Annotated in this window: 26 protein-coding genes and 3 pseudogenes; 21 read left to right on the top strand and 8 right to left on the bottom strand. The window is 30.3% G+C overall.

From position 1 onward, the window contains the following. Window positions 1-90: 90 nt before the first annotated feature. Together carB and L8X28_RS03125 are read left to right on the top strand one after the other, a co-directional pair. Complete coding sequence (carB, locus tag L8X28_RS03130; protein WP_263665490.1) at window positions 91-3,354, top strand: carbamoyl-phosphate synthase large subunit; 3,264 nt, start codon at window positions 91-93, stop codon at window positions 3,352-3,354. Further along, complete coding sequence (locus L8X28_RS03125; RefSeq protein ID WP_263665489.1) at window positions 3,351-3,773, top strand: Sua5 YciO YrdC YwlC family protein; 423 nt, start codon at window positions 3,351-3,353, stop codon at window positions 3,771-3,773. Before carB ends, L8X28_RS03125 begins: the two co-directional genes overlap by 4 nt. Here L8X28_RS03125 and L8X28_RS03120 read toward each other — a convergent pair. Next, window positions 3,770-4,804, bottom strand: a complete 1,035-nt coding sequence (locus L8X28_RS03120) for an isoaspartyl peptidase/L-asparaginase family protein (RefSeq protein WP_263659513.1) — start codon at window positions 4,802-4,804, stop codon at window positions 3,770-3,772. The two genes, L8X28_RS03125 and L8X28_RS03120, sit on opposite strands and share 4 nt — an antisense overlap. Before the next feature lie 188 nt (window positions 4,805-4,992). On the opposite strand from L8X28_RS03120, the gene L8X28_RS03115 reads away from it, so the two are divergent. The 6 genes and pseudogenes from L8X28_RS03115 (at window position 4,993) to bioD (ending at window position 8,287) form a co-directional block, all read left to right on the top strand. Next, window positions 4,993-5,310, top strand: coding sequence for a hypothetical protein (locus L8X28_RS03115; RefSeq protein ID WP_263665488.1), 318 nt, complete (start codon window positions 4,993-4,995; stop codon window positions 5,308-5,310). Between the two features lie 15 nt (window positions 5,311-5,325). Next, window positions 5,326-5,769: pseudogene (locus L8X28_RS03110) on the top strand (cache domain-containing protein); the annotation flags it as partial. Window positions 5,770-5,874: 105 nt separating this feature from the next. After that, window positions 5,875-6,984, top strand: a pseudogene (locus tag L8X28_RS03105) (methyl-accepting chemotaxis protein); the annotation flags it as partial. A gap of 61 nt (window positions 6,985-7,045) precedes the next feature. Next, complete coding sequence (locus L8X28_RS03100; RefSeq protein WP_087699708.1) at window positions 7,046-7,393, top strand: DMT family transporter; 348 nt, start codon at window positions 7,046-7,048, stop codon at window positions 7,391-7,393. Then, window positions 7,393-7,707, top strand: a complete 315-nt coding sequence (locus tag L8X28_RS03095; RefSeq protein ID WP_087699706.1) for a DMT family transporter — start codon at window positions 7,393-7,395, stop codon at window positions 7,705-7,707. Before L8X28_RS03100 ends, L8X28_RS03095 begins: the two co-directional genes overlap by 1 nt. Before the next feature lie 7 nt (window positions 7,708-7,714). Continuing rightward, window positions 7,715-8,287, top strand: coding sequence for a dethiobiotin synthase (bioD, locus tag L8X28_RS03090; RefSeq protein ID WP_263665487.1), 573 nt, complete (start codon window positions 7,715-7,717; stop codon window positions 8,285-8,287). On the opposite strand, the gene L8X28_RS03085 is transcribed toward bioD, so the two are convergent. Next, window positions 8,261-9,529 carry an adenosylmethionine--8-amino-7-oxononanoate transaminase gene (locus L8X28_RS03085; RefSeq protein ID WP_263665486.1) on the bottom strand — a complete coding sequence of 423 codons (1,269 nt, stop codon included), beginning with the start codon at window positions 9,527-9,529 and terminating at the stop codon, window positions 8,261-8,263. The two genes, bioD and L8X28_RS03085, sit on opposite strands and share 27 nt — an antisense overlap. Before the next feature lie 128 nt (window positions 9,530-9,657). Here L8X28_RS03085 and L8X28_RS03080 point away from each other — a divergent pair, with 128 nt between their 5' ends. The 4 genes from L8X28_RS03080 to bioC are packed head-to-tail and all read left to right on the top strand — an operon-like array spanning window position 9,658 to window position 12,600. After that, window positions 9,658-10,170 carry a tetratricopeptide repeat protein gene (locus L8X28_RS03080; RefSeq protein WP_263665485.1) on the top strand — a complete coding sequence of 171 codons (513 nt, stop codon included), beginning with the start codon at window positions 9,658-9,660 and terminating at the stop codon, window positions 10,168-10,170. Beyond that, on the top strand, window positions 10,170-11,294 hold the full coding sequence (locus tag L8X28_RS03075) for an aminotransferase class I/II-fold pyridoxal phosphate-dependent enzyme (protein WP_263665484.1): 1,125 nt from the start codon (window positions 10,170-10,172) through the stop codon (window positions 11,292-11,294). The genes L8X28_RS03080 and L8X28_RS03075 overlap by 1 nt, the downstream gene beginning before the upstream one ends. Then, window positions 11,291-11,917, top strand: a complete 627-nt coding sequence (locus L8X28_RS03070) for a pimeloyl-ACP methyl esterase BioG family protein (RefSeq protein WP_263660467.1) — start codon at window positions 11,291-11,293, stop codon at window positions 11,915-11,917. The genes L8X28_RS03075 and L8X28_RS03070 overlap by 4 nt, the downstream gene beginning before the upstream one ends. Beyond that, window positions 11,902-12,600 (top strand): malonyl-ACP O-methyltransferase BioC, encoded by a 699-nt coding sequence (bioC, locus tag L8X28_RS03065; protein ID WP_263665483.1) that lies wholly within the window; start codon window positions 11,902-11,904, stop codon window positions 12,598-12,600. Before L8X28_RS03070 ends, bioC begins: the two co-directional genes overlap by 16 nt. A 3-nt stretch (window positions 12,601-12,603) precedes the next feature. Here bioC and L8X28_RS03060 read toward each other — a convergent pair whose 3' ends face one another. The 5 genes and pseudogenes from L8X28_RS03060 to surE all read right to left on the bottom strand — a co-directional run bounded on the left by L8X28_RS03060 (window position 12,604) and on the right by surE (window position 15,593). Then, complete coding sequence (locus L8X28_RS03060; protein WP_263661492.1) at window positions 12,604-13,425, bottom strand: CPBP family intramembrane glutamic endopeptidase; 822 nt, start codon at window positions 13,423-13,425, stop codon at window positions 12,604-12,606. Window positions 13,426-13,438: 13 nt separating this feature from the next. Then, a pseudogene (locus L8X28_RS03055) lies at window positions 13,439-13,746 on the bottom strand (hypothetical protein); the annotation flags it as partial. Then, on the bottom strand, window positions 13,747-14,190 hold the full coding sequence (locus L8X28_RS03050) for a GNAT family N-acetyltransferase (protein ID WP_263665482.1): 444 nt from the start codon (window positions 14,188-14,190) through the stop codon (window positions 13,747-13,749). It lies immediately after the preceding pseudogene. Beyond that, window positions 14,174-14,827, bottom strand: coding sequence for a ThiF family adenylyltransferase (locus L8X28_RS03045; RefSeq protein ID WP_263665481.1), 654 nt, complete (start codon window positions 14,825-14,827; stop codon window positions 14,174-14,176). The genes L8X28_RS03050 and L8X28_RS03045 overlap by 17 nt, the downstream gene beginning before the upstream one ends. After that, on the bottom strand, window positions 14,820-15,593 hold the full coding sequence (surE, locus tag L8X28_RS03040) for a 5'/3'-nucleotidase SurE (protein ID WP_263665480.1): 774 nt from the start codon (window positions 15,591-15,593) through the stop codon (window positions 14,820-14,822). Before surE ends, L8X28_RS03045 begins: the two co-directional genes overlap by 8 nt. Before the next feature lie 120 nt (window positions 15,594-15,713). On the opposite strand from surE, the gene pepE reads away from it, so the two are divergent. Continuing rightward, a complete protein-coding gene (gene pepE / locus L8X28_RS03035; RefSeq protein WP_263665479.1) occupies window positions 15,714-16,418 on the top strand; it encodes a dipeptidase PepE in 705 nt (234 codons plus the stop codon). A 9-nt stretch (window positions 16,419-16,427) separates the two neighbouring features. Next, window positions 16,428-17,720, top strand: coding sequence for a C4-dicarboxylate transporter DcuC (dcuC, locus tag L8X28_RS03030; protein WP_263665478.1), 1,293 nt, complete (start codon window positions 16,428-16,430; stop codon window positions 17,718-17,720). Window positions 17,721-17,744: 24 nt separating this feature from the next. Here the strand turns inward: dcuC and pepT are convergent, their stop codons facing one another. Then, window positions 17,745-18,971 carry a peptidase T gene (gene pepT / locus L8X28_RS03025; RefSeq protein WP_133319528.1) on the bottom strand — a complete coding sequence of 409 codons (1,227 nt, stop codon included), beginning with the start codon at window positions 18,969-18,971 and terminating at the stop codon, window positions 17,745-17,747. Between the two features lie 156 nt (window positions 18,972-19,127). Here pepT and L8X28_RS03020 point away from each other — a divergent pair, with 156 nt between their 5' ends. The 7 genes from L8X28_RS03020 to L8X28_RS02990 all read left to right on the top strand — a co-directional run bounded on the left by L8X28_RS03020 (window position 19,128) and on the right by L8X28_RS02990 (window position 26,561). Then, window positions 19,128-19,934 (top strand): cytolethal distending toxin subunit A/C, encoded by an 807-nt coding sequence (locus L8X28_RS03020; protein ID WP_133319529.1) that lies wholly within the window; start codon window positions 19,128-19,130, stop codon window positions 19,932-19,934. Between the two features lie 2 nt (window positions 19,935-19,936). Further along, window positions 19,937-20,740 carry a cytolethal distending toxin subunit B family protein gene (locus L8X28_RS03015; RefSeq protein ID WP_133319572.1) on the top strand — a complete coding sequence of 268 codons (804 nt, stop codon included), beginning with the start codon at window positions 19,937-19,939 and terminating at the stop codon, window positions 20,738-20,740. A gap of 9 nt (window positions 20,741-20,749) precedes the next feature. Then, complete coding sequence (locus L8X28_RS03010) at window positions 20,750-21,322, top strand: cytolethal distending toxin subunit A (RefSeq protein WP_133319530.1); 573 nt, start codon at window positions 20,750-20,752, stop codon at window positions 21,320-21,322. Between the two features lie 108 nt (window positions 21,323-21,430). Continuing rightward, window positions 21,431-23,746, top strand: coding sequence for a site-specific DNA-methyltransferase (locus tag L8X28_RS03005; protein WP_263665477.1), 2,316 nt, complete (start codon window positions 21,431-21,433; stop codon window positions 23,744-23,746). 4 nt (window positions 23,747-23,750) lie between these two features. After that, on the top strand, window positions 23,751-24,677 hold the full coding sequence (locus L8X28_RS03000) for a hypothetical protein (RefSeq protein ID WP_115646162.1): 927 nt from the start codon (window positions 23,751-23,753) through the stop codon (window positions 24,675-24,677). Beyond that, window positions 24,658-24,894: an ABC-three component system middle component 6 gene (locus L8X28_RS02995; RefSeq protein WP_052797873.1), complete on the top strand. Its 237-nt coding sequence runs from the start codon at window positions 24,658-24,660 to the stop codon at window positions 24,892-24,894. Before L8X28_RS03000 ends, L8X28_RS02995 begins: the two co-directional genes overlap by 20 nt. After that, a complete protein-coding gene (locus L8X28_RS02990) occupies window positions 24,891-26,561 on the top strand; it encodes a DUF2326 domain-containing protein (RefSeq protein ID WP_052797874.1) in 1,671 nt (556 codons plus the stop codon). The genes L8X28_RS02995 and L8X28_RS02990 overlap by 4 nt, the downstream gene beginning before the upstream one ends. The last annotated feature ends 72 nt before the right edge of the window (window positions 26,562-26,633 follow it).

The following is a 26,633-nucleotide window of genomic DNA, read 5'->3' as shown; positions in this document are numbered from 1 at the left end:
CTCTTTAAGAGCTAAATTCTTTGTTAAATTCAACTTCTAAAAAACTTATATTTGTTATAATTTGGCTAAAAATTCAGCTTAGGAAAATACATGCCAAAAAGAACAGATATAAAAAATATATTATTAATAGGCAGTGGGCCTATCATTATAGGTCAAGCTTGTGAGTTTGATTACTCAGGAACTCAAGCGGCAAAAACTTTAAAAGAGCTAGGTTATAGAGTAGTTTTGATCAATTCTAATCCGGCTACGATTATGACAGATCCTGAATTTGCTGATGCAACTTATATAGAACCAATTACCAAAGAAAGTATTCTAAGTATTATCAAAAAAGAAAAAATCGATGCGATTTTACCTACTATGGGTGGCCAAGTTGCTTTGAATGTTGCTATGGAAGTTTATGAAAGTGGCGAGCTTACAGATGTAAAATTTTTAGGTGCAAATCCTGAAGCGATTAAAAAAGGCGAAGACAGACAAGTTTTTAAAGAATGTATGAAAAAAATCGGCATGGATTTGCCAAAATCTATGTATGCGTATAATTATGAAGAAGCTTTAAAAGCTGTTGATGAGATTGGTTTTCCTTTGATGATTAGAGCTTCTTTTACCTTAGGTGGTGCAGGAAGTGGCGTGGTGTATAATATGGATGAGTTTGCAGAACTTGCAAATACTGCTTTAGCGCTAAGCCCTATCCATGAAATTTTAATCGAAGAAAGCTTACTTGGTTGGAAAGAATACGAAATGGAGGTCATTAGAGATAAAAATGACAATTGTATTATCGTTTGCTCTATTGAAAATGTCGATCCTATGGGGGTTCATACAGGCGATTCTATTACTATAGCTCCTGCTTTAACTTTGACTGATAAAGAATACCAAGCGATGCGTAATGCTTCTTTTGCTATTTTAAGAGAAATTGGAGTAGATACAGGTGGATCAAATGTGCAATTTGCTATCAATCCAACTAATGGTAGAATGATAGTTATTGAAATGAATCCTAGGGTTTCAAGATCTTCAGCCCTAGCTAGTAAAGCTACGGGCTATCCTATAGCTAAGGTAGCTACGCTTTTAGCAGTTGGATTTAGTTTAGATGAGATTAAAAATGATATCACAGGAACTCCTGCTTCATTTGAACCGGTAATTGATTATATCGTAACTAAAATTCCTCGTTTTACTTTTGAAAAATTCCCAAATGCAAGCACAGAGCTTGGCACTGCTATGAAAAGCGTGGGTGAGGTTATGGCTATAGGGAGAACTTTTAAAGAAAGCATTCAAAAAGCACTTTGCTCACTTGAGAGAAATTTAAGTGGGTTTGATACTATAGAATGTGATAAAAATGAGCTTTTAGCAAAAATTCGCCAAGCTAATGAAAAACGCTTGCTTTATATAGCACAAGCTTTTAGAGAAGGTTTTAGCACACAAGAGCTTTTTGAGCTTTGCAAAATAGATCCTTGGTTTTTAAACCAAATCAAAGAAATAGTGGAATTTGAAAATCAAATAGATATGGATATTTTAAGTAATAAGCAACTATTAAGAAAAGCTAAAACCTTAGGTTTTTCAGATAAAAAAATTGCTAGCTTAATTAATCAAAAAGATAATCTTGAGTTAAGCCAAAATGATATTTATTATGCAAGAATTAAACACAAAATCATCGCTCAATATAGTGAAGTAGATACTTGTGCAGGAGAATTTGAAGCACTGACCCCGTATTTATACTCAAGTATTAATACAAATGAAGCTACGCAAGTAAAAGAAAGTAAAGATAAAAAAGATAAAAAAGTGATGATTATAGGTGGTGGACCAAACCGCATAGGACAAGGCATTGAGTTTGATTATGCTTGCGTGCATGCTTCTTTTGCTCTAAAAGATATGGGCGTAAAAACTATAATGTATAATTGTAACCCAGAAACGGTTTCAACAGATTATGATACAAGCGATATTTTGTATTTTGAGCCAATTGATTTTGAGCATTTAAGAGCAGTTATTGATAGAGAAAAACCCGATGGAGTGATAGTGCATTTTGGTGGTCAAACTCCGCTTAAATTTGCAAAACGCCTTAGTGCTTTTGGGGCAAAGATTATAGGAACAAGTGCAAGGGTAATAGATTTAGCTGAAGATAGAAAGAAATTTGCTAAATTTATTGAAGATCTAGGTATAAATCAACCTAAAAATGGCACAGCTATAAGTGTAGAAGAAGCGATTATAAAAGCAAATGAGATAGGTTATCCTGTGCTTGTTAGACCAAGTTATGTTTTGGGTGGTCGTGCAATGCGTGTAGTGCATGATGAGAGTGAGCTTAGACTTTATATGCAAGAAGCAGTAGATGTGAGTGATAAATCTCCGGTATTAATCGATCAGTTTTTAGATAATGCAACTGAGCTTGATGTAGATGCGATAAGTGATGGAAAAGAAGTTTATGTAGCAGGTATTATGGAGCATATTGAAGAAGCAGGAATTCACTCAGGCGATAGCGCTTGCTCTTTACCTGCTGTAAATATTGATGAAGCTATGCTTGAAATGATTGAGCAAAAAACAAAAGATATTGCTTTAAATTTAGGTGTAGTAGGACTTTTAAATATACAATTTGCTATTTATGATAATAAACTTTATATGATAGAAGTAAATCCAAGAGCTAGTAGAACCGTGCCTTTTGTGAGTAAGGCTACAGGAATTCCTTTAGCTAAGGTTGCAACACGCGTGATGTGGCAAGGAAATTTAAGAGAAAGCTTGAAATTTTATGACACCTTTAAAGTGGTAGAGGAAAAAAACGGAATTTTAAGAGCTAAAAAGCCAAAACATATTAGTGTAAAATCAGTGGTATTTCCTTTTGCTAAACTTAGCGGAAGCGATCTTGAGCTTGGACCTGAAATGCGCTCAACCGGTGAAGTTATGGGGGTAAGTAAAGACTTTGATAACTCTTATGCAAAAAGCCAACTTGCTTCTTCAAATTTCTTACCAGAAAGTGGTAATGTGTTTTTATCACTAAGAGAGCAAGATAAAAAATATGCAGTAGATTTAGCTAATGAGTATATTAAGCTAGGATTTAAAATCATTGCTACGAGTGGAACTTATAAAGTTTTACAAGAAGCGGGCTTGGAGTGTGAGTTTGTGCATAAAATTTCTGAAGGACGCCCGAATGTAGAGGATAAATTAAAAAATTCTCAAATTCAACTTGCTATAAATACTAGCGATGAGCATAGTTTTAAAGGCGACACTAAAAAAATTAGAGCAAATATTTTACGCTTTAAAATCCCATATTTTACAAATCTAAGAGCAGCTTATGCGGGGATTAAAGCTATCAAAGCTATACAAAATAAATCATGTCTTGAAGTAAAGAGCTTACAAGAATACTTAAAAACATGATTTATCTTGCTCAAACTGATACAACAGCAGGGTTTTTAAGTAAGGACTTAAAAGCCCTTAATACTTTAAAAAAAAGGCCCTTAAAGCAAGATTGTTTGATTACCACAGCTAAATTTAGTGAGCTTAAAAAACTTACAAGAGTGCCAAATCATTTTAAAAATACTATTAGAAAATCCAAAAAAACTACTTTTTTATATCCTAATTCTAAAGCAATACGCGTTGTGAAAGATTGCACTCATGAGGAATTTTTAAAAAAGTTTGATTGGCTTTATTCTACTTCTGCAAACATTCATGGAAAAAAATTTGATCTAAATTGGGCTATGCAAAATGCAGATAAAATAATAGATGAAAAGTTTTTTGAAAGTGGAGCCTCAAAGATTTTTAAACTTCGAGGCATTAAAAAAGTTAAACTGCGTTAATTTCCAAGCGGCCAAAATACTTTTGGCTCTTCGCCGATTTTTGCTTGTCCATGATACATTCCAAGTTTATCTTTAGTCCAAGCATAACCAACTTTTCCATTTTTATCTATTGAAATAATTCCGCCTGTACCACCAAGTTTTGCAACTTGTTTGATAGTTTCTTGGGCTGCTTTTTGCACTGAAAGTTTTTTGTATTTATACAAAGATGCAACTTCATGAGCTGCAGCTACTCTTATGTAAATATCACCTGTTCCTGTGCAAGAAATTGCTACTGAGTCATTATTTGCATAATTTCCTGCTCCTATGATAGGAGAATCCCCAATGCGTCCTGTCATTTTATTTGTAGTGCCACCTGTGCTTGTACCTGCTGCTAGGTTGCCGTTTTTATCTAAAGCTATTGCACCTACTGTGCCTAAATATGGCTCGGTGCTTACACCAAGATGAGCTTTTGCCTTATCACTATCTAATAAAACTTCCTTGCTTTTTTTAGCTTCTTGAAGTTGTTTGTATCTGTGCTCTGTAAAGAAGTATTTTTGTCCTACTATTTCTAAGCCATGTTTTTTGGCTAATTTATCAGCACCCTCGCCTGCTATTAAAGTATGGGGTGTTTTTTCCATAACAAGTCTTGCTGCTTCTATAGGGTTTTTAATCGTCCTAGCCATAGCAACTGCACCTGCTTTTAAATTTTTTCCATCCATTATAGATGCATCAAGTTCATTAAATCCATCAGAGGTAAAAACAGCACCTTTCCCAGCATTAAATTCAGGACTATCTTCCATTACTTTAATAGCGGCTATAACTGCATCAACCGAGCTTCCTCCTTTTTCAAGTATGCTTTGACCTGCTTTTAAAGATTCTTTCATTACCTTTTCTCTTTTGGCAAATTCTTCTTTGGTAAGTCCTAAGCCACTTGTTCCACCATGTATAACGATGATAGGTTCAAAATCTTTTGCAAAGACATTATTGCTTAGTAAAAATATTAAACTAGTTAATGTCAATAAAATTCTTTTACTACAGGTTAAAAATTTCATTATTTACTCCTTTTTTAAAATTATTATTATATTTAATAAAAATTAAATATAACTAAAATTTAATTAATAAATGAGTATTTTTAGGACAAAAATTCTACTTTTTATTTTTATAGGTGTTATTTTTGAAAAATTTTTTAGAAATTAATTAAAATGTTTTTATATTTATTGCAAAATTAGGAGGTATTTTAATGTTTAAAACTATTGTAGCTAAGAAAATATCATTTTTCACAGCTTTGATTTTGGTTGTTGGATTTGGTATTTTTGTTGGACTAAATTATTATTCGTCTAAAACGGATATTCTTCAAAGTATTGTAAGTGGAAAGCAAGAAAGTGTTAAAAATGGAAAAAATTTTTCAGATTTATACTTCAATACCAAGATAGAGAATATTAAAAAAATCGCTGCAAATATTATTGAACATAAAAATGTAAGTGAGGAATATATTGGTTCTTTTTTAGAAAAGATGTTTGGTTTTTATTCTTTTAATGCTATTTATGTTGGGTATTAAAAAGATGGTAGCTTAATTGATGTAGATATTAATTCTAAAGGAAAACATTTTATTTTAAATCAAGAAAAAGATGGTTTTGATGCTAGAGAACGCGTGTGGTATCAAAATGCAAAAAATAAAAATAAGGTAAGCATTTCAGAACCTTTTTTAGATGTCGTAACTAAAAAAATAGCTTTGTCAGTGTCAATTCCGATTGTTATTGATGGGAAATTTTATGGAGTTTTAGCAGGTGAGTTTTTTCTAGATGATATACGCAATGCTTTTGGAAGATTAAAAACTACTGCAAGTAATAATGTGTTTTTAATCAATGAAAGAAAGGAAATGATAGCTCATTCTTCTGCTAATATAGATTTTTATGAAGACAATGAAGTTAAAGAAGTGTTAAAAAATTTTGTTAATGTTGCAAGTGTAACTCCAAATGAAACTACTGATTTGATTTTGTATAAACTTAAAGGTCAAGAACGCTTAGCTGTATGTATTATGGGAGAAAATTCTTTAACTTTGTGTTCTTCTAATGCTTTGAGTGATTATGATGAGGTTTTAAACGGACTTTTAATTACCCAAGTTATATTTGGTGTGATTTTTGTCCTTGTTATTATCGTTATTTTGGGCGGTATGATAGAGCATTTTCTTAAGAAAATTATATTTATTAAAGAAGCTTTAGAAGATTTTTTTGAAAGTTTAAACTACAAAGGCGATATGAAAGATATAGATTTAAATATCAAAGGAAATGATGAATTTGCTATTATTGGTAAAGAAATCAATAATGGTATAAAAAATATCCAAAAGAATTTAAAGCAAGATAAGAAGGCTGTGTTTGAAAGTGTTCAAAAGTTGAAAGAGATAGAGCTTGGAGATTTATCTGTTAGAATTGATAATGATCCTATAAATCCTCAACTAATAGAGTTAAAAAATGTATTAAATGAATTGCTTGATATTTTAGAAGAGAAAATAGGATCAAACATCAACGAGCTTGATAGAGTGCTTGAAAGTTATAAGGCTTTAGATTTTTCAACACAGGTTGAAAATGCAAAAGGAAGTGTAGAAATAACAACAAATATTTTAGGTTCAGAAATCAAAAAGATGTTGATTTCTTCTTCTAAATTTGCACATAAACTAACTATACAATGTGAAAAACTAGAAGAATTTATGCAAAAACTTGTTGATGGAACTTATTCTCAATCAAATTCTTTGGAAAAATCCATAAAAGCAGTAGAGCAAATAAACATTTCTATGCAAAATGTTGGAGGTAAAACTACAGAGGTTGTTTCTCAAGCTGAAAATATTAAAGAAGTAGTAAATGTGATCAAGGACATAGCAGAACAAACAAATTTATTAGCATTAAATGCTGCCATAGAAGCTGCTCGTGCGGGCGAACATGGCAGAGGTTTTGCTGTGGTTGCTGATGAGGTGCGTCATTTGGCTGAAAAGACAGAAAGAAGTTTAGGTGAGATAGAAGCTAATGTAAATATTTTAGTTCAAAGTGTTAATGATGTTTCTATATCAATGCATGAACAAACTCAAAGTATTTCACAAATCAATGATGCGATAATTCAACTAGAAGATGTCACAAAAGAAAATGTAAAAATAGCTAATTTTACTAATGAAACTACTAAAGAAGTAGGGGATATTTCTCAAGATATATTAAAAGAGGTAGAAAGTAAGAAAATTTAATACCAAGGAGCTTATTATTTTGTAATTTTGGTTATAATTTGCACTTTTAAAAAGGTAGATTATGATTGAAAGAACAAAAATAAGCTCTAATTTTGGTTGGTTTATGGTAATTTTAGGTGGTTTGGTTGAGTGTTTTTGGGTAAGTGGTTTAAAATACTCTACTGAAATTTGGCATTATGCTTTAACAGCCATTGGAGTTTGTATATCTTTTACATGTTTTTTAAAAGCTTGTGAAAGACTTGAAGTAAGTATTGCTTATAGTGTTTTTGTAGGTATTGGCACGGTTGGAGTGGTGCTTAATGAGATGTTTATTTTCAATGAGCCAAGCTCTATTACCAAGCTTACTTTAATAGCCATTTTGCTTTTAAGTATCATAGGCCTTAAAATCATTAGCAAGGAAGCTAAGTAATGGAATGGTTTTTTTTATTTTTAGCGACCGCTTTTGAAATTTTTGGCGTGATTATTATGAAACAACTTGTAAGCACTAAAAATAAGCTTTATCTTTTAGCTTTGATAGTGTGTTTTGCTTTTTCATTTGGATTTTTAAGCCTTAGTATGCAAAGCATTGCTATGAGTGTGGCTTATTCTATATGGACAGGAGCTGGAACTGCAGGCGGGGTTATCATAGGGGTACTTTTTTATAAAGAAAGTAAAAGCTTTTTAAAGCTTTTTTTAATTGCCCTTATTATTGCTTGCACTGTGGGTTTAAAAATACTTTCATAGGTTTAAAATGAAAATATACATTAGTGGTATAGACACAGATGTTGGCAAAACTTATCTTAGTGCTAGACTTTGTAAGGAATTGGGTTTTGATTATTTTAAGCTTATCCAAGCAGGCACGCCAAAAGATAGCGAGGTAGTAGCTGAGTTTAGCCCAAAAACTAAGATTTTCAAAGAAGGTGTGTTTTTAAAAACCCCTGCTTCCCCGCACAAAGGTAGGATTTTAGAGAATTTAAATTATAAAGCTTTTGATATACAAATTCCACAAAGTGAAAAACTCATTATCGAGCTAGCTGGCGGGCTTTTTTCGCCCCTTGATGATGAAAAAACAATGATTGATTATATGAGTGCGTTTAAGCACCCTACGATTTTAGTCGCAAAAGACTATCTAGGAAGTATCAATCACACGCTTTTAAGCATAGAAGCACTAAAACAAAGAGATATTAAAATCCTTGCTTTAATCTTAAAAACTCAAGATACTTTTAGCAAGGATTTTATAAGCAATTACGCTAAAATTCCTATCATAAAATTTGATGATAAAGTGTGTGAAAAACTTTCAAAAATCCTTGAAAATCTCTCTTAAAGACTCCACTACATAAGCAATCTCATCTTCATTTATAACATATGGTGGCATAAAGTAGATTGTATTTCCAAGTGGTCTTAAAAGCAAGCCTTTTTCTAAGGCTCTTTGAAAGACTTCAAGTCCTGCTCTTTGGTATTTGCTTTTTTGTATATCAAATGCACTTACCATGCCTAAATTTCTAAAATTTCCTAAAAAGTCAAATTCTTTTAAACTCTCCCATTGAGTTTTTATAAAAGCACTTTTGATTTTATTTTTTGCGATGATATTTTCTTTTTCAAAAATATCCAAAGTCGCATTAGCCGCTGCACAAGCTAGGGCATTACCTGTGTAAGAGTGAGAGTGTAAAAAGGCCTTTTGGCTCTCATAACTATCATAAAATTTCTCATAAATTTCATCTTTAGTAAGCACTACTGAAAGTGGTAAATACCCACCCGTGATAGCTTTAGAAAGACATATATAATCAATACTTTGTGAGCAATAATCAAGCGCAAACATCTCCCCTGTGCGTCCAAAACCTGTGGCTATCTCATCAAATATCACTTGCACGCCATAATCTTTAGCAAGTTTAACTGCCTCATCTAAATACCCAAGCTCGTACATATGCATATTGCCCGCACATTGAAGTAAAGGCTCAAGTATAAAAGCACAAATTTCATGATGATGATTTTTTAAAATACTTTCTAAAATTTCAAGTTCTTTTGTATAGTCTTTGCTTGTTGGCACAGGCGTTGTGATACTTTTTAAAAGTAAAGGATCATAGGTTTTTTTATAAAGTGCTACATCGCCAACGCTTAATGCACCTAAGGTTTCTCCATGGTAAGAATTGCTAAGCGATAAGAATTTATCCTTTTTAGAGCCATTGTTTAAGTGGTATTGAAAACTCATTTTTAAAGCCACTTCTATGGCTGAACTACCATTGTCTGCAAAAAAGCATTTATCAAAAGGTAAAAGCTCACAAAGCCTTTGTGATAGCTTTATGATAGGCTCATGTGAAAAGCCTGCAAGCAAGACATGCTCTAAATTTTGAAGTTGATCTTTGATTTTTTCATTGATGTATTCATTACAATGACCAAAGATATTTACCCACCAAGAGCTAATGCAGTCTATGTATGATTTTTCATCAAAATCATACAAATACACTCCCTTAGCCTTTTTTATAGGTATTAAAGGTAAAAACTCATGATCGCTCATTTGCGTGCAAGGGTGCCAAATGTGTTTTAAGTCTAGTTCTTTTAAATTCATTTTTACTTCTTTGATTTTTATTACTAATAATACTACAATTTTTACTCAAATTTATGCTTTAAAATGAAAAAGGATTATTTAGAAAATATTTATATAATTAGCTTTTATCTTAAATTTAGAGGTAAAGTATGAAAAAAGTATTGATTATCTTGGCGATTTTATTTTTAAATTTTGCATACTCGCAAGAGGATTTATTTGTAAAAGGATTTAAAGCTTATGAGAGTGGTGATTATATAAATGCTATGAAGTATTACAAACAAGCTTGTGATTTAAATGATGGTTTTGGTTGTGGTAATGTTGGTGCTATGTATAAATTTGGTGAAGGGGTAAAAAAAGATAATTTTAAAGCGGTAGAATTTTATAAAAAAGCTTGCGACTTGAACGATAGTTTAAGTTGCTCTGATCTTGGAGTTATGTATATAGACGGATTTGGAGTAAAAAAAGATAATTTTAAGGCAATGGAATTATTTCAGCAAGCTTGTGGTTTAAATAATGGTTTGGGTTGTTCTAATCTTGGAGCTATGTATGCAAATGGAAAAGGTGTTAGAAAGGATCTTTCTAAAGCTTTAGAATATTTTGGCAAGGCTTGTGATTTAAAAAGCGATGAGGGTTGTCAAAACTACGCAAGGCTTAAACAATAATGCAAATTGCACAAATTTTAAATGCATTAAAACAACAAGATAATTTTAGAATTCTACGCTCATTAAAACATGAGGAAAAATATGTTATTTATAATGAGCAAAAATTGCTAAATTTAGCAAGCAATGATTATTTAAATTTAAGTAATGAAAAAACATTAAAGCAAGATTTTTTAACACATTTAAAAGAATTTGAATTTTCTAGTTCAAGTTCAAGAAGCTTGAGTGGAAATTATGCGATTTTTGATGAATTTGAAAGCTTTTTAGAGGCTAAGTTAGGCAGAAAAATCTTGCATTTTAATAATGGCTATGCCTTAAATGTTAGCTGTTTGCAAGCTTTAGCAAGCATTAAAAATACTTTATTTTTAGCAGATAAGCAAGTACATGCAAGTATTATTGATGGTTTAAGGCTTGGCGGAGCTAAATTTATAAGATTTAAACACAATGATATAAAGCATTTACAAAGCTTAGTGCAAAAGCATTATAAAGAATTTGAAAATATCATCATCATAAGTGAAGCGCTATTTAGTATGGATGGAGATTTTGCGCCTATAAAAGAATTCATAAATTTAAAAAAAGAGTTTAAAAATATCAAAATTTACATCGATGAAGCTCATAGCATAGGTTGTTTTGGAGATGATGGTTTGGGTTATGTGAAATTTTTGGGCTTAGAAAAGGAAGTGGATTTTTTAGTTTTTACCTTTGGTAAGGCCATAGCTTCCATGGGAGCTTGCATGATAAGTGATGAAAAAGATTTTTTTATCAACAAAGCAAGGGCCTTTATATACTCAACTGCCATTGCGCCTATCAATGTAGCTTGGACTTTGCATGTTTTTAAGCATTTGCATGAATTTAATGCTCAAAGAAAAGAGCTTTTAGAGTTAAGCACTTGGTTTAAAAATGCTTTGGCAAGTAAAGGTGCAGTTTTAGGCGAGGCTTATGTGATATCTTTTATTTTAGGGCAAAATGCACTAGCTAGTGAAATTTCACAAAAGCTTTTAGAAAATGGTATTTTTGCACCTGCTATTAAAGAGCCAACCGTGGCTAAAAATACAGCTAGAATTCGCTTTTCTTTGCATGCTGGTTTAGTGAAAAAAGACTTAGAAAAGGTTTTGGAGGTACTTTGAAAACTCATTTTTTACATGAAAATGCAAATTCATCTGAGTTGATTTTATTTTTTTCAGGATTTTGCTCGCATTTTAGCCATTTTACGCATTTAAAAAGTGACGTAAATGTTTTAATGGTGTATGATTATACGAGTTTTGGTTGGGAATTTGATCTTAATAAATTTGAAAAAATCACTCTTGTTGGCTTTTCTATGGGAGTTTGCGTGGCGAGTAAAATTTTAAAAGATATAAAATTTGATAAAAAAATAGCCATAAATGGCACAAATTTACCTATAGATGATGAATTTGGGATTAAAAAAGCCATTTTTAAACTTACGATGAAAAGGTTTGCTTTAGAGGATTTTAAAGCAAATTTGCTTGAAAAAAGAATGAATTTAAGTGATGAGTTTTACTTTGAAAAAAACGAGCATTTAAAAGCAGAACTTTTAAGTTTATATGAGTTTTGCACTAAAGATTTAAATGAAAATTTTACTTGGGATAAAGCTATAATTAGCAAAGAGGATAAGATCTTTCCACCAAAACATGTTTTAAATTTTTTTAAAGAAAAGGCAATGTTTATCGATGAGCCACATTTTGCATTTTTTAAATACCACACTTGGGAAGAGCTTTGCAAACTTTCATAAGAGCAAAAGATACTTATAGTGCAAATACACCAGTGCAAAAAGACATGGCTAAAGAGCTTTGTAAAATGCTTAGTGAGAATGATTTGAGCGATTTTAAAGTGGTATTTGAGTTTGGCTGTGGAGTAGGGGTTTTTAGTAAGGCTTTGCAAGAGTGTATTAAATTTAAGCATTATTTTTTAAATGATATTTATCCTTTTGAAAATCCTTGTAAATTTGATGAATTTGGTGTTTTTGATATGAATGAGCTTAAAAATCATCATTTTTATACGAAAAAATTTGATCTTATTGCTTCAAATGCTTGTATGCAGTGGCTAAAGATAGATGAGCTTTTAGAAAATCTTGCAAGCATGCTAAATAAAAATGGGATTTTGCTTTTTTCTACTTTTGGAGAAAAAAATTTCACTCAAATAAAACAAAGCACTAATTTATCACTTGAATATTTAACTTTAGAGCAAATTAGGCAAAAACTTTCTAAAAATTTTAAGATCATAAAAGCAAAAGAAGAGTTAAAAGAGTTAAAATTTGATGATACTTTGGAGCTTTTTAGGCATTTGAAACTAAGCGGGGTAAATGCTTTGAGTGAAAAATTTTTTATAAGCAAGGCATTTTTAAAAAACTATGAAAAAGAATTTCAAAATACCTTGACTTATCATCCTTTATTTTTTCTAGTTAGAAAACTATAATCGCTAATGTTTTAAGTAAAATGGATAGGTAAAAAATATCAAATGGATTAAATTTAATCCATAGTGAAACAATACGCTCATCCATAAGCTTTTTGAGTGTTTATAAGCTAAGCCATAAATCACGCCTGCAACACTAGCAAATACAATCATCAAAACACCGCTTTTATAATGCACTAATCCAAAAGCTATGCTTGCGATTAATAAAGCAAGATTGGGGTGAATAAATTGTGTAAGTCTTTGTTGGAGATAACCTCTAAAAAAAGCTTCTTCTACTAAAGCAACTAACAAAAGATTTGAAAATAAAAAATATAAAATCCATGATGGTATGCTTATTTCTAGTTTGATAACACCCAAATACCAAGGCACGCACAGCAAAAGAATAGGAGATAAAAGCAATAAGCTCCATTTTAACACTGAAGCTTTGGTGTAGTTTGTGTTTTTAAATAAAATAGGAAAAAGTATAAAAAGTATAAAAACCCCTAGTGGCTTGTCAATACTAAAGTAAAGATTAAAAGGTGCGCTATTTGTGCTTGCATAAACTTGATCTAAAACTTTGATGTTATTTACACCAGGGATAAAATGAAGAAATAAAGCTAAAGCATAGATAAATAATGCTATTTCTAATATGAAAATTTTTTTATACTGATACAATATAGCCGTTATAAAAACTAATACATTAATCACTATAAAAGTTATATCTATAATTTTAAATACATATCCCAACAAGACTGAAAAGAGTAAAAAAATATACGAAATTTTGACTTTATCAAATGAAAGCAATATCAAAGAAATAGCCAAAAAAAGATGAGTGCTTAAAGCTAACATATAAAATCCTTGTTTATAATTGATCTAGATATAGTTTTACTACTTCTTCTCTTAGGTAAAGCTTTTTTAAATCATTTATATTTATATATTTAAGACAAAAGTGTAAATTTTGTTACTTTTTATAAAACCTACAATTTGTCTATATTGTTTTAAATTCCAGTTTGTGTTTTTACTTAGCTTGATGATATTTATAATTTTTACCTTTGTAGTGAAAAATTTATTATTATCTTTTACAATACCTTTATTGAGTGTAATTAAGACATTAAAAATTTTAAAGTAGAAGCAGATAAAATGCATTTTATTTGCTTTTTTAAAATCGTTTTATTTTCTTTTCATGAAAAAATTTTTCAATTCTTGTTGATCTCTTATAGCAATGTTTTCTTTGATGATTTTAAATCCTGCTTTTAAAAAGAAATTTTTAGCGCTAAGACTAGCAAAAGTATAAATTTCACTATAAGGGTAGTTTTTAAGAGCAAATTCCAATAAAGCTTTACCATAACCTTGATGAGCATAGTTTGCATGAGTAAAGCAAAGATCGAGTGTTTTTTCTTCTAAATTTATACTTATAAAAGATACAATTTGGCCTTTTTCTTCATAAATAAAACCTAGTTGATTTTGAAATTTTTCTTCCCAAGCTTTTTGGTTTATATTAATCCAAACACGAATTTGTTCTTTTGTATAATCATTTTTACAAAGAATGGATACGCTTTGCTTAAAAAGCTTGATACAAGGAGCTAAGTCTTTTATATCAAGCTTTCTTATCAAGCACTTTCCTTAAAGCCAAAGAAGCTAGAGCAAGTCCAAAAGAAGCTGTTACACCCATAAATGAGCCAAGATCTTTACAATGGGCTTCTTCATCTGAAAATACTACATCAAAATCCCCTTTAAAGCCCGATTTTCTAAGTTCATAGCGGAATTTTTTAGCTAAAGCATCGCCATGTGTTTTAAATATGCTTGTCGTTTTAATACGCGTTGGATCAAGCTTTCTAGCTCCACCGGTTGATGAGATAAAAAATTGCTTTTTCAAATCAAGTAAATTAGCCAAAGCAACCTTAGCAGGTATATCATCAATCGCATCGATGATAAGATCAAACTCGCTCAAATCAAAACTTTTCAAAAACTCATCATCGATTTTACTGACTATACCTTTAGCATTGTAAATACGCTCAAAAACCTTAGCTTTTTCTTCGCCTATATTTTCACTATGAAGCTGGCGGTTTTGATTAGTAGTTTCAAATTTATCCGCATCAATTAAAGTTAGATTACTAAAGCCACTTCTAAAAAGCGCATCAACACAAATTCCACCAACTCCACCAAGCCCACAAACTAAAACTTTAGTGTTTTGAATTTTGATAAAATTTTCTTCATTAATAAGCCATTTTATACGCGTGTATCTATCCATTTTTCATCCATTTTTTGAGATTTTTCATTTGTTTATAAGCTGTTAGATCAAGCATTATAGGGGTTATTGTGGCATAGCCTTGTTTTAAAAGTGCTATGTCTGAGTCTTTTTCATTTTCATGATCAAGATTAGCAGCAGCTAGCCAGTAGTATTCTACACCTCTTGGATTTGTATTTGAGTGTGCTTTATAGCTATAAATTCTTTTACCTGCTTTGCAAATTTTTAAGCCTTGAAAGGCTGTTTTGCTAGAAGGAAAGTTGATATTTAAAAATTCTTTTTTATCTAAAGGAAAGCCCTTTTCAAAGATATTTTTGACTATTTTTTTAGTAAGTTTTAAAGCAAGTTTATAATCAAGCTCTTTTTGATTATCTTTGTAAAATTGTGATAAAGCAATGGCAGGAATTCCATGAAGCACTGCTTCCATAGCACCTGCGCAAGTTCCTGAGTAGGTTATATCCTCGCCTACATTAGCACCTTTGTTAATCCCACTTATGACAAGATCAGGTAAACGCTTTTTGTATAAAGCATGCAAAGCAAGATAAACGCAATCTGCAGGCGTGCCATCATCAAGCTTGTAAAATCTTTTACCAACCTTGTGAAATCTCAAAGGTTTGGTTAGTGTTATGGAGTGTGAGCATGCTGATTTTTCACTAGCAGGAGCTACTATGGTAATTTTAGCTTTAAAATGCTTTCTTAGCATTTTTATAAGCTTTTTTAAACCCTCACTTTCATAGCCATCATCGTTTGTTATTAAAATTTCTTTCATGTTTTTTCCTTTTTTTAAATTCTAACACAAGTAATACAATATTTTTTTATTACTAAATTGTTTTTTCATTTTTTAAATATTAAAATTATAGTTTTGATTAATTTTTTAAAGGAAAGAATGATGTCAAAACTTTTACTTTTTAGTGCTTCTGGCTATAAAGATAGTGCTTATTTAAGTCATACTAGAGAATTTATAGATGATTTTTTAAAAGAAAATTCCATGAAAGATGAAGAAATTCTTTTTATACCTTATGCGGGTGTTAGAAGGACTTATGATGCTTATGAAGCTAAGGTAAAAGAAGGCTTGAAAAAAGATAATATCAAATCATTACACCATTTTGAAAATTTAAAAGAAACGATTTTAAATGCAAAAGTTTTTTTAGTAGGTGGTGGCAATAGTTTTATGCTTTTGCATAAATTATATGAAAATGATTTGCTTGAAGTGTTAAAAGAGCGTATTGAAAAAGGGGTTTGTTATATAGGTTGGAGTGCAGGCTCAAACATAGCAGGTCTTAGCATAAAAACAACTAATGATATGCCTATTGTTATGCCAAAAAGTTTTGATAGTTTAGGGGTTTTTCCTTATCAAATCAACCCACATTTTATTGGCGGGAAAATTCCTGGACACAACGGAGAAAGTAGAGAAGAGCGTTTGGAAGAGTTTTTATTAACTAATCCAAAAGACATTGTTTATGCTATACCGGAGGGTTCTGCATTAAAAGTGCAAGATGATAGCTTAAAAATCATAGGTCATCATGATGTGTTAAAGCTAAGTCATCCTTTTAATGTGGAATATTTAAAAGTCAATCAAACAACTAAAATCTAAAGGAGAAAAATGCAAACTTTTTATCTTTTAGCTGCGATTTTTGGTATTGTGGCTGTGGTTTATTTGCTTATTAAAAAAGTGGAAACAAAAACAGCTTTAATTAGTGTTGGTTTTATCTTGTGCTTGATTTCACTTAAGCCCATTGAAGCTTTGAGTGCTTTTACGCATGCTATGGTGCAACCTGCCTTGATTAAGGCAATTTGTGCGAGTATGGGTTTTGCTTTTGTGATGAAAGTGACTAAATGCGATAAACATTTGGTTAGATTACTTACAACACCTTTGAAAAATGTAGGATTTTTCTTAATCCCACTTGCTTTTATGGTAACTTTTTTTATTGCTATAGCTATACCTTCAGCGGCAGGATGTTCAGCTGCAGTTGGTGCGACTTTAATACCGCTTTTAATGGCTTCAGGTATAAAACCTGCCATGGCAGCAGCAACAGTGCTTTGTGGAACTATAGGAGGAATTTTAAGTCCAGGTGTTTCTCATACGGCTTTGATTTCTGAAATTTCAGGGAAAAATATACAAGAAATTGTTTTAACTCAAACTCCAAATGCATTAACAGCAGGAGTGATAGTGATGATTTCTTTGATGATTATGGCAGTGATTTTTAAAGATTATCAAAAAGGGCAAGTTTTTGAAGTGGCTAATCAAAACAAGACTGAAGATAATATTGAAAAAGTAAATGTATTTTATGCACTTATGCCTTTAGTGCCTTTGATTGTACTAATCATAGGCGCAAGTCCTTTAAATGATTATGAGTTTTTAACATGGACAAAAGAAGTTGGAGTTGCTGAAGCTATGCTTTTAGGAGCGATTATAGCTTTAGTAGTAACTATGAGCAAGCCTGATAATATTTTTAAAGAGTTTTTCAATGGTATGGGAAAATCTTATGCAGAGATTATAGGGATTATCATAGCTGCTAGTGTTTTTGTTGCGGGTTTAAAAGCATGCGGTGTAATTGATATTATCATAGAATGGCTTAAAAATGAACAGCATTATGTGCGTTTTGGTGGAACTTTTATACCATTTTTAATGGCTATGATTACAGGTAGTGGTGATGCTGCTGCTATGGCATTTAACAAGGCTGTAACTATTCATGCTCAAGATCTTGGTTTTGATCAAGTTAAACTTGGTACTGCAGTGGCAATGTCAGCAGTGCTTGGAAGATACCTTTCGCCTATTTTAGGAGCTTGTATCATCGTTTCAGCTATAGCTGGGGTTAGTCCTTTAGAAATTGTTAAAAGAACTGCTTTGGGGTGTGTTGTTTCGGTGGTTGTAATTGCTTTTGTGTTATTATAAATTTAAGCCTTAAAAGGCTTAAATTTATTTTGCGGCTAGGATGATGATTTCTTGTATAACTTTGCTCGCTGCTTTTAAAGATTTAACAGGCAAATACTCATAAATAGAGTGAAAATTATGTGCTCCAGTAAAGATATTTGGACAAGGTAGGCCTTTTTCTGAAAGCACCGCTCCATCGTATCCTCCACGCATAGGAATGATTTTAGTTTTGATATTTAAATTTTCATAAGCTTGTAAAGCAAGTTTAATAGGCAAAGATTTGGTTGTTTTTAGACTATTAAAGACATTTTTATAACGATCGTTAAGCTTAATGTTAATTCTTTCTTCTCCATATAGCTTTTTAAAACTATCGTTTAAATCTTGTAAAAATTGCATTCTTTGTTTGTATTTTTCATCATCAAATTCTCTAATATCTATTTTTAAAATAGTTTTAGCGCTATTTCCCTTGAGTTCTTTAACCCAAAAATATCCTTCTTTATTTTCTGTGTATTCAGGTGCTTCGCCATTTGGAAGCATAGAGATAAATTTATGTGCTAAAAGTAAAGAATTAACTAATTTTCCTTTAGCACTCATAGGATGAGCAGATTTTCCTATAAATTCTACTTCACAATCTCCTGCATTCCAATTTTCATAAATAAACTCTCCTATCTCACAACAATCTAAACAATATCCAAAGTCAGCATTAATTTCTTTTATATCAAAAGCTTTTGCCCCTCTTAAACCTTGTTCTTCATCAGGTAAAAAGCAAGCATAAATATCACCATGCTTAATATCAGGATTTTTAACAAAAAATTCAAGCATATCCATAATAGCTGCAATGGCTGCTTTATCATCAGCTCCAAGCAAGCTTGTGCCATCAGTGTGGATAATATCATCTCCTATGTAGTTTTTAAGCTCTTTAAATTCACTTTCTTTCAAATAAAGATCTAAGTTTTTATTTAAGCATATATCTCCACCTTGATACTTAGTGATTTGTGCTTTGGTGTCATTAGTTTGTTCCATACTTGTATCTAAATGCGCAAAAAAGGCTATTTTAGGAGCATTTGGAGTGTTTGCTGGTAAAAGAGCTGTGGTGATGGTGTTTTCTCTTCTTTTGATGTCTTTTAAACCTAGTTCTTGTAATTCTTTTTCAAGTAATTTTGCAAGCTCCATTTGATTAGGACTTGATGGCATAATGCCTTTGGCGCCATTTTCTCTACTTGTAGTGGTATTAATCTTAGTGTAATTTATAAATCTTTGTACAATATCCATAATTTTTCCTTTTTAGATTAAAATTAATAAAATTATAACAATTCATTTTTAAAATATTTGATCAATCTAAGAAGATTTTATTAAATGATATTTTCTATCAAAATTTATTTAAAATTATGATAATATATTTAAATTTATATTTTTTAAGGAGAGAATATGCAAAAACTTAGATTTATGATGATATTGAGTGTATTTATAACTTTTTTTGTTGGATGTTCTTCTAAAGAAATCAATCCTTTAGGGCGTTCTTTTGGAGAATTTAGCGATGGAGATCCTTTGAAAATAGGTAAAAATCCAACTCCACCGGCTAAACAAAAAACACCAACTTTAGTGGAAGGTAAGAAAATCCCAGCTATACCACTTGAGCCACCTCTTATGAAAGTCAATACTTTTAAAGGAGATAATGCTGTAAAAGGACCATTACCAAGACTTACATCAAGCAATGGATTTACTTCAAATGCTTTGTATGAAAATATAGGATTTGTAAGCGATTTTGTAACTATTATGAACCCAAATGGAGCTGCACTAACGGTTTGGGCTTTAAATCCAGGTAATTGGATATGGGGATATAATTTATTTGATAGTAAATCTTTTGGTGATGCAAGAGTGTGGCAACTCATTGAATTTCCAAATAATACTGTGATGATTAAAAATGCAAAAACTTTAACTTGCTTAAATGCTTATGGTAATGGTATAGTACATTATCCTTGCGATCAGACAAATTTTGCACAATTTTGGAGATTATATCCTATGAGCAATGGTGCTTATCAAATTCAAAATTTTGCAACACAACAATGTATACAAACGACAGTTGGAAATGTAATGGAGGAATTTTATTTTGACTATTATAGTATTTATTTGACACCTTGTTTGAAATCAAAAGAAAAAAATTTAGATAGACAATGGAGCATTAGTGCGCCTGCTTTTCAAACAAGATCGCCTTATGCTTATACGGGAGAGTGATGATGAAAAAGATAGTATTTTTGATTTTTAGTTTTAATTTATTATTTGCTGCTTTGGAAAATTATAATAGCGGTACTTGGAATTTACAAGGTGCATCAGCTTCTACCGAAAGTAAGTGGAATATTAGTATAAGACAGCTTGTAACCGGTGCTAATCCTATGGATATTTTGGCTGTTCAAGAAGCAGGAGTTTTACCAAGTACTGCTATAATGACGCCAAGACAAGTTCAACCCGTGGGAGTTGGCATTCCTATTCATGAGTATGAGTGGAATTTGGGCTCATCAAGTCGTCCAAATTCAGTTTATATATACTACTCAAGAGTTGATGTTGGGGCAAATCGCGTAAATATGGCTATTGTGAGTAGAACGCGAGCTGATGAGGTGATAGTTTTACCGCCTCCAACCGTTGCTTCAAGGCCTATTATAGGAATTCGTATAGGAAATGATGCGTTTTTTAGCATACACGCTTTATCAAGAGGTGGTAATGATGCAGGGGCTATTATAAGTGCTGTGGATATGCACTTTAGGAATATGCCACAGGTTAATTGGATGATTTTAGGGGATTTTAACAGACCTCCTGGGACTATTGTAAATTTAATTGATCCGGATTTAAGATCTCGCATTAATATAGTCGCACCTCCTTCTTTTACACAAACAGGTGGCAATACAATTGATTATGCGATTACGGGAAATTCAAGCACTACATCTTTATATAGTCCGCCTAGAATTCTTGCAATCTTAGCTGTAGCAGGACTTAGGACTTTTTTAGCTTCGGATCATTTTCCTGTAAATTTTAGAAGACCTTAGGAGAAGATGATGAGAAAAATTTGTATTTTATTTTGCTTTATTTTAAGTTTTTTAAAAGCTGAAGTTTTATTTGATGATTTAGAAGATTTTACACCTATGTTCGCGATAAGATCTTTAGAAACAGGAATTTCACTTAGTCCTTTTAGATATAGCTCTGAAAAACTAGAAGAGCAAAATTGGTTTTTAAAAGAGATAATTCTTAGCGATGCGTTAAAACAAAAAGATAGATATGCCGTGCAACGCCCTTTTGGCTATGTGCAGTTTATAAACCCTAGAGGTGCTGATGTATGTTTAGCTGTCTTAAGTGAAAAATCTTTTGGAGTGAAATCTTGCAAGCAAGATTTGCAAGATGGGCAAATGCAAACGGTTTTTTCTATCATGCCTACTACAAGTTCAGCTGTGCAAATTAGATCTTTAACTCATGGCGGGGTAAAATGCATGAGTACCTTTTATGAAGCGCGCGTGCCTATAGAAAATCGTTTTGGCTTAGATGATTGCACTGTAAATCCTTCTGTGCCGATAGAGTTAAAAGAGTTATTTTTCTTTGCTCCTGCTATTGTTGAAGCAACTCCGATTTATTAAATTTACTTGCTATTTTAGCAAGTAAATTTTACTTTTCTACGCAATATCTATTCATTTTTTTAAGTCAAAAAAAGATATTATTTTAACTTACAAATTTAAAGGTAAAGTATGGATTATAAAAAAGCATTTTATTCAAAATTAGAAGATTGTTATTTAGGTGCGAAAATCAAAAACTCGCAAAATCAAGCTAAAAATGGTTTTACAAATTTACTCGTTATAAAAGAAAAATATTTTCAAAAAATCAAAGACTATTTAGACACACAAAATCTTTATACAGATACTTATAATAAACTTTATAATTTTTTTAGCACTTATTTAAACGAAACAGGAACGCCGTTTTTTTACGATACACCTATGTATAAAAATATCTATGCAAGGGTATATTCAAACTCAAAAGACACAAGTCTTTTTTATAAAACACAAAATTTATACTATGTAAAATCAGATACTATTTACAATCCTTTAAGCTTGCGAAGTGAAGATAAAAAATATACTTTAAATTTTCTTACCGATGAGTATGAGCAAAATGCTGATAATAATAAAAGTAAAATCAATTTTTATTTGCAAAATATACAAGATGATAATATAAATATAAAAGTGATAAATTCTAAAAATAATGATGGCGCAAATGTTTTTAAACAAAACTCAAGTGAATTTAGCGATGTTTTTTTAAAGACTTTAAAAAATGCACAAATAAACATAAAAGAAGAAGAGCTAAAAAAGCTTTTTAAAACTTATAAAAAACAAAATGAAGTAGATTTTTTTATCCATAAAAATGCGAAAGAATTTTTAAAAGAACAATTTGATTTGTGGTTGTTTTCTTATGTGAATGATAGCATTACTGATTGGACTAAAGAAAAGATAGATGAGATCAACACTTTAAAACAAATTGCTTTTGCTATTATCGACTTGATAGCTGACTTTGAAAATGAGTTAAAAGCTATATGGTTAAAGCCAAAATTTGCTAAAAATGCTCACTATGTATTTAGCTTAGATACTATTAAATCACACTCAAACAACGCTGATGAAATTTTAAAATCCATCTGCAAAGATGTAAAATTTAATGAGCAAATCACAGAATGGAAAGAATTAAATTTCATAAATGATGAGTTTGATATAAAGGCTATAAATGATGAAAAATACAAATTCTTACCATTTGATACAAAGTATCTAAGCGAGGAAAATTATTATAAACTTTTGCAAAATTTTGAAAATTTAGATGAAATTTTAAATGGAGAACTTATAAAAGCAGATAATTTTCAAGCATTAAATTCTTTAATGCCAAAATATCAAGGTAAAATAGATCTAATTTACATAGATCCGCCATTTAATACAGGAAGTGACTTTGACTACAAAGATAAATTTCAAGATAGCACTTGGCTTTCTTTAATGCATAATCGCTTGGAATTAGCAAAAGAATTTTTAAGCGATAAAGGAAGTTTTTATTTGCATTTAGATTACAATGCAAATTATCGTGGCAGGGAGCTTTTAAATGAAGTTTTTGGGGAAGAGAATTTTGTAAATGAAATTGTGTGGAATTACAAGGGTACCACAAATACTAATATTAAATTTGCACCAAAGCATGATACTATACTATATTATAAAACAAAGAATCATATTTTTAATTTTGATGATGTAAGAATTCCCTATGAAGATGATGATAAATTTTCCATAGATGAAAATGGAAAATATTATATGATGTGGAAAAAAGATCAGAGATATTATCCGCCACAAAAATTTGTAAATAATACTTGGATATTATTAGGAAAATCTCAGTATGATGTATGGAATGATATTCCATCAATGGCAACGGCTCATGGAAAAGAATTTTTAAATTTTCAAACACAAAAACAAGAAAAATTGCTTCAAAGAATAATAAAAGCAAGCAGTAATGAAAATTCCATAGTTTTTGATTATCATTTAGGTAGCGGCACGACAATAGCTACTGCACATAAGCTAAAACGCAAATGGCTTGGAGTGGAAATGGGAGAGCATTTTTACAAAGTCATCATCCCAAGAATGAAAAAAGTTTTAAATGGTTTTGTTTGTGGTATAAGCAAAGAAGTAGAATTTAAAGGTGGCGGCGCTTTTAGATACTATGAACTTGAAAGTTATGAAGAAAGTTTAGAAAATTGTGAATATAAACTCGATGAAAACTCACTCATAGATTATAGAAAATCACGCAAGCTCATAAAAGCGCTTAAAAAAGGCGAGAATATATGCCTTGATATGAATGCTTATGACAAAGAATTTGATATATTTTTAACGATGTCAAATCTTTTAGGACTTCAAATCAAAAATATTTTTATAGATGAAAATGGCATAAAATCTTGTAAATTTGAAAACGATGAGATTATAAATTTAGAAAATATAGACTTAATTAAATATCCAAAACTAAAAAATCTAATTTGGTGGGAGAAGTAGCAATATGACTAATTTAGATATAGAAAATAGATTTAAATTAGCAGTACATTATAAAAAAACTACCGAATTTGAAAAATTTGTTATTGAAATTTATAGAATGAGATATCCATATATTCAAGATATTAAACCGCAGGGGCAAAAAGGAGATGGTGGCAATGATGGATATGTTCCTGGTGAGTTGGTTTTACAATGCTATGCACCAGAAAATATTAATGCCAAAACTACGATTGCAAAAATCCAAACTAATTTTGAAAGAGCTAAAAATTCTAATTGGAATTTTAAAGAATGGCATTTTGTTGTCAATGATGATTTTAAAGGTATTTTTCCAGAAATATCGCAAGCTATTGATAAGTTAAATGCACAAAATCAGCAAATAGAAATAAAACTAATAGATACAAAAATGCTTTTGAATCAAGTTTTGAACATCTCTAAGACTGATAAGCATAAGGTTTATAATCTTTTGTATTATGAGTATGATGTTGTTAATTTTAATAATTTAGATGCATTGTTTAAAGCAGTTGATTTTATAGTACAAAATACTAAGTTACGGAAATTTGATGCTAATGATGCGTATATGAATTTTGCATTGGAAAAATTTAATACAAATGTGCAAGAAAAAATAAAAATTAATATAAAAAATGCTGATTTTATAAAATTATTTGGTACTTGTATAGGAAAATCACATGAAATTATCGAAGAATATAAAAATAAAATCGATAATTTTGAAGAAACTGGAAGAATTATAAAGGAAAAATTTATGTTTTTTAGAGAGAAATATGATGCAGAAGAATCTTTGAAAAAAACTATCGACTATTTTTGCGATAATAATTGTAAAATTGATCAAAATTCTAGGTTGGCTTTATGGATTGTAATTGCTTATTTCTTTGATATTTGTGACATAGGAGATAAATATGAATGTAATGGGAAATAAATTAACTAAAATAGAAGATTCTTTATTTGTAATTGGGGGATATATTTTAGAAATTCTTTTGCAAGAAAAAAAAGCTATAGATGATTTATATAGTGAGTTTAGTCGTATTTATCCTAAAAAAATTAGTTTTGAAACCTTTATGTATGCAATAGATTTTTTATATATGATTAAAAAATTAAGAATAATCAAAGAAGATATTTTGGAGATTATTATATGAAACTTTTAAGACTTAGTAGCAATTGTAGTACATTTCAACCTATTGACTTTAAAGATGGTTTGAATATTATAGTTGGAGAGAAAACAAAAAATAATAAAGAAACAAGCAATGGTGTTGGGAAAAGTCTTTCATTGCGATGTATAGATTTTTTATTTGGTAAAGATAAAAATGTTGACGAAATAAAAAATATTTTACAGCAAAAAGATATAGTTTTAAATTTATCGTTTTCGCAAAATGAAAAAATACATTTTGTAGAAAGAAGTTATGATAAGATTTTTTTTGATGAAAAAGAAATTAGCCTGAAAGAGTATACAGAAATACTTTATAAATTAAATTTGCAAAATATAATACCAAGTAGTGATTCTATTTTGAGTTTTAGGAATATATTTTCAAGGTTTTTCAGAATACAATCTTTTAAAAACCCTATAGAACAAATAGAAAAAGAAAAAGTTTTTCAAAATAATTATGTAAATGCTTTTTTATTAAAGTTAAATTTGGATTATTTAAATCAGAAATCCAAATTGAAGATAAAGCAAGAGGAAAATAATAAGATTATTCAGCAATTAAATGAATATGAACAAGAGAATAATAAAGAAAATGAATTGGAGTTACAAGAGAGACTTAAAGAGTTAACTAGCAACTTGTCAAATTTTAAGATTGCAGAAAATTATTATGATCTAGAGAAAAAACTCAATGACATTACTTATACCATTGAACAAATGCGAAACGAAAAACTATTTAAAGAAAGGCAATTAAAAAATAAACAAAAAATTATTGATTTAAATAAGCAGTTTGATATTGATATTGATAGAATTAGTAATGTTTATAGAGAGGTTCAGTTTTTCTTTGAAAAATCAACCATAGAGCATATTGAAGCTGTTAAAAAATTTCACGATGAGCTTTTTTATAATAGGAGAGCAAAAGCTGAACGAGATAAAAAGGCTTTGCAAATTGAAATTAGTATTTTAGCGGAAGATATTAAAAAAATGGACGATGAAAGATCTATTCTTTATAAAGAATTGGAAAACAAAGGTGCTTTAAATGAATATCAATCTTTATTAAAAGAAAAGGAAAAAATTATAGAGCAACTAGAAAAAACTCAAAGAATTAAAAAGTTGGTAGTTGATTTAAAACAAAAGCAAGCGGACATCAAGTTGGAAATAGATATTTTTAAGAGAGAGCTTTTAAATTTTGAAAATGAAATTGATATTCAGATAAATAAACTAGGACTTTTATTTAGAGAAATTTCATCTAATTTTTATACAAATAATAAAGGATATTTAGATATTAAAATTAATAATAGTTTTAAAACAGAGCGTTTGTATGATATTAATGCAAGGATAGATGCAGATAAAAGCAATGGTGTTAACAATATGAAAGTATTTATTTATGATATGTTAATTTATAAGTTGAATCCAAAATTGATTGGATTTGTGGGTCATGATAATCTTTTGTTTGATTCTATAGATGAAAGGCAGATTGCCATAGCTTTAAAATATGTAAACGATAATTTAGATCAATATATTTGTTCCATACATGATACAAAATTTAACGAAGCAAATAAATATGCAATTGAAAATAATTTTAATTTGGAAGAGCATGTTTGTGTTAAGCTTAGTGAAAAACACAAACTCTTTGGATTTGATTTTGGTAAACATGGTGAATGAAAGTGCAAAATAACATCATCCTTTATACCACTTGCAAGATAAGCGGTTGCAAGAATTTTCAGTATGTAAAAA

The sequence above is a fragment of the Campylobacter sp. CNRCH_2016_0050h genome, from assembly GCF_025772605.1.
GTDB classification, from domain to species: Bacteria; Campylobacterota; Campylobacteria; order Campylobacterales; family Campylobacteraceae; genus Campylobacter_D; species Campylobacter_D lari_D.
The sequence above is the reverse complement of the archived record's forward strand: the minus strand, read 5'-3'. Positions and strand labels throughout refer to the sequence as shown.

Coding starts and splice junctions, on each gene's coding strand:
- L8X28_RS03000 (WP_115646162.1), top strand. CDS start 23,751: ATGACTAATTTAGATATAGAAAATAGATTTAAATTAGCAGTACATTAT.
- carB (WP_263665490.1), top strand. CDS start 91: ATGCCAAAAAGAACAGATATAAAAAATATATTATTAATAGGCAGTGGG.
- bioD (WP_263665487.1), top strand. CDS start 7,715: ATGAAAATATACATTAGTGGTATAGACACAGATGTTGGCAAAACTTAT.
- pepE (WP_263665479.1), top strand. CDS start 15,714: ATGTCAAAACTTTTACTTTTTAGTGCTTCTGGCTATAAAGATAGTGCT.
- L8X28_RS03005 (WP_263665477.1), top strand. CDS start 21,431: ATGGATTATAAAAAAGCATTTTATTCAAAATTAGAAGATTGTTATTTA.
- L8X28_RS03085 (WP_263665486.1), bottom strand. CDS start 9,529: ATGAATTTAAAAGAACTAGACTTAAAACACATTTGGCACCCTTGCACG.
- L8X28_RS03100 (WP_087699708.1), top strand. CDS start 7,046: ATGATTGAAAGAACAAAAATAAGCTCTAATTTTGGTTGGTTTATGGTA.
- L8X28_RS03020 (WP_133319529.1), top strand. CDS start 19,128: ATGCAAAAACTTAGATTTATGATGATATTGAGTGTATTTATAACTTTT.
- L8X28_RS03075 (WP_263665484.1), top strand. CDS start 10,170: ATGCAAATTGCACAAATTTTAAATGCATTAAAACAACAAGATAATTTT.
- L8X28_RS03080 (WP_263665485.1), top strand. CDS start 9,658: ATGAAAAAAGTATTGATTATCTTGGCGATTTTATTTTTAAATTTTGCA.
- L8X28_RS03125 (WP_263665489.1), top strand. CDS start 3,351: ATGATTTATCTTGCTCAAACTGATACAACAGCAGGGTTTTTAAGTAAG.
- L8X28_RS03015 (WP_133319572.1), top strand. CDS start 19,937: ATGAAAAAGATAGTATTTTTGATTTTTAGTTTTAATTTATTATTTGCT.
- dcuC (WP_263665478.1), top strand. CDS start 16,428: ATGCAAACTTTTTATCTTTTAGCTGCGATTTTTGGTATTGTGGCTGTG.
- L8X28_RS03115 (WP_263665488.1), top strand. CDS start 4,993: ATGTTTAAAACTATTGTAGCTAAGAAAATATCATTTTTCACAGCTTTG.
- L8X28_RS03045 (WP_263665481.1), bottom strand. CDS start 14,827: ATGGATAGATACACGCGTATAAAATGGCTTATTAATGAAGAAAATTTT.
- L8X28_RS03120 (WP_263659513.1), bottom strand. CDS start 4,804: ATGAAATTTTTAACCTGTAGTAAAAGAATTTTATTGACATTAACTAGT.
- L8X28_RS03095 (WP_087699706.1), top strand. CDS start 7,393: ATGGAATGGTTTTTTTTATTTTTAGCGACCGCTTTTGAAATTTTTGGC.
- L8X28_RS03060 (WP_263661492.1), bottom strand. CDS start 13,425: ATGTTAGCTTTAAGCACTCATCTTTTTTTGGCTATTTCTTTGATATTG.
- pepT (WP_133319528.1), bottom strand. CDS start 18,971: ATGGATATTGTACAAAGATTTATAAATTACACTAAGATTAATACCACT.
- L8X28_RS02990 (WP_052797874.1), top strand. CDS start 24,891: ATGAAACTTTTAAGACTTAGTAGCAATTGTAGTACATTTCAACCTATT.
- surE (WP_263665480.1), bottom strand. CDS start 15,593: ATGAAAGAAATTTTAATAACAAACGATGATGGCTATGAAAGTGAGGGT.
- L8X28_RS02995 (WP_052797873.1), top strand. CDS start 24,658: ATGAATGTAATGGGAAATAAATTAACTAAAATAGAAGATTCTTTATTT.
- L8X28_RS03010 (WP_133319530.1), top strand. CDS start 20,750: ATGAGAAAAATTTGTATTTTATTTTGCTTTATTTTAAGTTTTTTAAAA.